This is a genomic window from Pseudomonas agronomica (genome assembly GCF_025917275.1).
Taxonomy (GTDB): domain Bacteria; phylum Pseudomonadota; class Gammaproteobacteria; order Pseudomonadales; family Pseudomonadaceae; genus Aquipseudomonas; species Aquipseudomonas agronomica.
In genome coordinates this window covers 1-3,417 of sequence record NZ_JAOSHO010000516.1, presented here as the reverse complement: position 1 = coordinate 3,417, position 3,417 = coordinate 1, and the positions used below count along the sequence as shown (strand labels likewise).

4 protein-coding genes are annotated in these 3,417 nt (G+C 61.2%); 2 read left to right on the top strand and 2 right to left on the bottom strand.

Annotation, left to right across the window (positions count from 1 at the left end; genetic code table 11):
- Positions 1 to 346, top strand: a 346-nt coding sequence (locus OC610_RS23705) for a hypothetical protein (protein ID WP_264431300.1), incomplete at its 5' end; no start/stop codon positions are given.
- Positions 343 to 1,425, top strand: a complete 1,083-nt coding sequence (tssA, locus tag OC610_RS23700) for a type VI secretion system protein TssA (RefSeq protein WP_264431297.1) — start codon at positions 343 to 345, stop codon at positions 1,423 to 1,425. The genes OC610_RS23705 and tssA, both read left to right, overlap by 4 nt.
- Here tssA and OC610_RS23695 read toward each other — a convergent pair.
- Both OC610_RS23695 and OC610_RS23690 read right to left on the bottom strand, forming a co-directional pair.
- Complete coding sequence (locus tag OC610_RS23695) at positions 1,408 to 2,376, bottom strand: 2-hydroxyacid dehydrogenase (RefSeq protein ID WP_264431294.1); 969 nt, start codon at positions 2,374 to 2,376, stop codon at positions 1,408 to 1,410. The two genes, tssA and OC610_RS23695, sit on opposite strands and share 18 nt — an antisense overlap.
- A 204-nt stretch (positions 2,377 to 2,580) precedes the next feature.
- Positions 2,581 to 2,943, bottom strand: a complete 363-nt coding sequence (locus OC610_RS23690) for a DUF6124 family protein (protein ID WP_264431291.1) — start codon at positions 2,941 to 2,943, stop codon at positions 2,581 to 2,583.
- Positions 2,944 to 3,417: the final 474 nt, after the last annotated feature.

Genomic DNA, 3,417 nt, shown 5'->3' with positions numbered 1-3,417 from the left:
GGCCAACGACCCGTTGCAACCGAACCTGGTGGTGCGCGACCTCGAAGCCGGCTGGGAATACCAGGGGCCATGGTCATTGTTGCGCCTGATGCGTTCGCTGGGCTCGGCTCAACGCCAGCCGAATGTCGACTACACCGATTTCCCCCTGGCGGTGCAACTGCCGGTGACCGCCCAGACCCAGGCCCGCACCGCGCAGCAGACCTTGATGTTCGTGCGCCTGTCGTTGATGAGCCAGGGTTCCAAATTGCCGCTGTCGATCCCGCCACTGCCGACGCAGGCGCCCCGTTCGCCTTTCCTGGCGCCTGCGTCGAGGCCTGCCATTGCTACCCGTGAGGAGGGCCTGTGAGTTTGCCGATAACCCCTTTGCCCGAATTGGTCAGCCAACTGCTCGAGCCGATCAGCGTCGAGTCGCCCTGCGGCCAGGACCTGCGCTACGAAACGGAGTACGACCAACTGCGCGAGTTGCGCCGGGAGGACGACACCAGCCTGCCCACTGGCGTGTGGCAGTCTTCGATCAAGCGCGCGCTTTGGCCGGATCTGGAGCGGCTCGCGACCACGTTGCTACTTGAGCGCAGCAAGGACCTGATGATCAGCGCCTGGCTGGGGGAGGCCTGGCTTCACCTGGCCGGGCTAGAGGGTTTGCCCGGCAGCCTGGCGCTGGTGGCGGGGCTATGTGAACGCTATCCGGAACACCTGCATCCCCTTGCTGAGGACAGCGATCAATCGTGGCGGGTGATTCCGCTGGAGTGGCTGGCTCGTCGCTACAGCGAAGTGCTGCTGACGCGGGTGCCATTGCTTGATGGCCGTGACCCAGCCTTCGCGGGTTTCAGCCTGGACGATTGGCAGCGCCTGCAGCGCCAGCAAGTGCTGGGCAACGACAGCAAGAATGCCAAGGCCTCGGCGGAGGCCGCGCGCAACGAACAAAAGAAACTCAGCGAACTGATTCGCGGCACTCCCTTGTCCTTCTGGTTGCATCGCCAGGGCAGCCTGATGTTAAGCCTGCAGCATCTGCAACGACTCGAAGCCTGGAGCGACGCGTACCTGGGCAACCTGGCCCCGGGCTACAAATCCTTGCAGGACGTGATGCAAGCCATGTTGGCATTGATAGAGGAGTTCATCGCGATGCATCCACAGCAACCCGCCGTCGTGCCCGCGCAAACGCCTACGGTGGCAACGACGCCGACCTCCCAGCCGACGGTGGCACCTGCCCAGGTCTTCCAGGAACCGGCCAATCGTGAAGAGGCCTATCGACAGCTGCTGGTCATCGCTGGTTACCTGGCGCGCACCGAACCCCACAGCCCCGTGCCCTATCTGATCCGGCGCGGTGTGGAGTGGGGCAACAAGCCGCTGAGCGAATTGCTGGGTGAACTGATCAGTGCCGATGCCGAGTCCCGACGGCTGTGGACGTTACTCGGGGTGCTTTAAATGCTGCGCGTCGGGCAGCTCCACCGGCGTCAGCACCGGCTTGCCGGAAAAGAACGCGTTCAGGTTATCGCCGACCAGCTCCACCATGGCGCGTGTCGCTTCCGGCGACAGCCCGGCCACGTGAGGTGTCAGCACGACGTTGGGCAAATGCTTGAGGGCGTCGGGTACTTCGGGCTCATGGTCGAATACGTCCAGCGCAGCCCCGGCAATTCGCCGATGTTCAAGGGCACTGATCAGGTCGGCGGTGGCGACCACGCTGCCCCGGGCGATATTCACCAGGAAGCCGTTGGGTCCCAGCGCATCGAGGGCCTGTTTGTTGATCAGTTGCCGGGTATCCAGGCCGCCAGGCGTCGCAACGATCAAGAAATCGGAAACTCGCGCCAGTTCCGTGGGCGTGGCGCAGAAGGTGTAGGGCACGTCGGTGCGCACGCGGCGATTGTGGTAGCTGACGTTCATGTCGAAACCTAGGGCGGCCCGCTTGGCAATCGCCATGCCCACGGCGCCGAGTCCCAGCACGCCCAGGTGCTTGCCGGCGAGGGAAGGGCGCGTGCTTCGCGGCCATTCGCCCCGGCGCAGGGCGGCATCGGATCGAGGCACATCGCGCACCAGTGCCAGCAACAATGCCATGGCATGGTCGGCCACCGACGAAGCGTTGACCCCGGCACCGTTGGTGACGACGATGCCTCGGTCGCTGGCGGCTTGCAGGTCCACTTGTTCATAACCGGCGCCGATCACGCAGATGATCTTGAGGTTGGGCAGGGCGGCCATTTCCTCGGCGGTCAAGCCCAAGGGGCCACGGGTCAACACCGCGCTGAATCGGTCGCCGTGTTCGAAAATCGCTGCCTTGCGTTCGGCGGGCGTGGGGGCCAACTCCAGGTGATAGCCCTGGCGCTCGAGGATCGGCAGGTATTCGTTGACGGTTTCAACCAGTACCAGAACGGTTGCGGTCATGCTGGGCTCCTGTGGGCGCTGTTTCGATCATTACGTATTCAACCTGATTGTAGGAGTCGAAGGGAGGGGTAGCTTGGGCTTTTTAGGGGTATTTTGAGATCGGTTGCTCTTGGGTTGCTGAACAGAATAAGCAAGAGACGCTGTAGCGTTTGCTGGCTTGTTTGTTGTGAGGGCGCTCGCGGCGCCCCCACAACGACCTGGCAACTACCCAGGCTTGTGGTTATCCAGTACTCGATTGACCGCTAACTCCCCCAACATGATGACCCGCTGCAGCACCAGCATCGTCTGGCGTCGTGGGCCGTCCGTGATGTCGGCGAGTTCGCTGATCAGCACATTGGCGGATGCCAGGTTTTCGCACGCCTCAACGAGCAACGTTTCGTCATCCACCGCTGGGTCGATTGTGAAGATCGAGCCGGGTTTGTAGGGCCGTATCTGCGTTTTCGGCGTCCCGGGGTTGAGGTAGAACTTAAGTGCGCGGTCTGCCGCCTCTTTCAGCTTATCGGGGTCGAAAGCGTCGTCGTAGAGTACCGAATAGATATCCGGGGGGTTGGGAGTAACCTTGAACATAACTAATTCCCTCAGCTAGGGCCGCAACCGTTCTCGACTAAAAGAAGGGTGGCGGCTGTGCGCAGGTTAGTCGACCGGTGGAATTAGCAAGCCCGGCGCGCCCAAGGGCGCCCTGCGCACAACCACCATCAAGTGCAGACATAGAAATGCCCTGACTGAATGGTGCTTATGCACCTACTAAAACCATCCGGGCGACTAAACCCGACCACTGATGAGCAATGGCAGGTCTACGATAGAGGCCAGGGGTGAAGCGCACAAGCCGGCGGATTCTGAAGCATGCGTAAGTAAGGACGCAAGGTTTCGTAGCCTTTAGGGCGTATTTTGGAATGTATTTAAACGTGTCTGTGCGAGGCGTGTTTACAACAATTAAACAGGTCGAGTTTCTTCGTAATTGGCGTGGGTTCGTATTGTTGAAAATACAATGCTTTATGGTAATGCAGTTCACTCAAGAAAAACGACGGCCCCGTGGCGAGG